Origin of the sequence: Pantoea sp. SIMBA_079, assembly GCF_046940275.1 — a bacterium.
Classification (GTDB): Bacteria; Pseudomonadota; Gammaproteobacteria; order Enterobacterales; family Enterobacteriaceae; genus Pantoea; species Pantoea borealis.
Genome location: NZ_JAWRYR010000756.1, coordinates 1 through 245, shown reverse-complemented (window position 1 = coordinate 245; position 245 = coordinate 1). Strand labels below are relative to the sequence as shown.

Genomic DNA, 245 nt, shown 5'->3' with positions numbered 1-245 from the left:
CCGGAGGCGCGGGCGATGCCCCGATCAAGATGTTCGATCATCTGCGGAATCCACCGGGCGCAGGCCCCGATGTCGACGCGGCCGCCGACAGCAGCGCCACCGAGCGCGCGCAGGATGCGCAGGACCGGGAGCAGCTCGAAGCGCTGCAGCGCGCGCTGGAGAAAGCGGTGGCGAGCAGTCAGGCGCTCGCTCCGTTCAAGGACCAGCTGCTGATCGACATCACGCCGGAGGGGTTGCGGATCCAG

At 69.8% G+C, this 245-nt stretch carries 1 protein-coding gene; it reads left to right on the top strand.

The annotated features are described in order from the left end of the window. A partial coding sequence (locus SB719_RS21975) for a hypothetical protein (protein ID WP_412160008.1) occupies window positions 1-245 on the top strand: 245 nt, incomplete at both ends.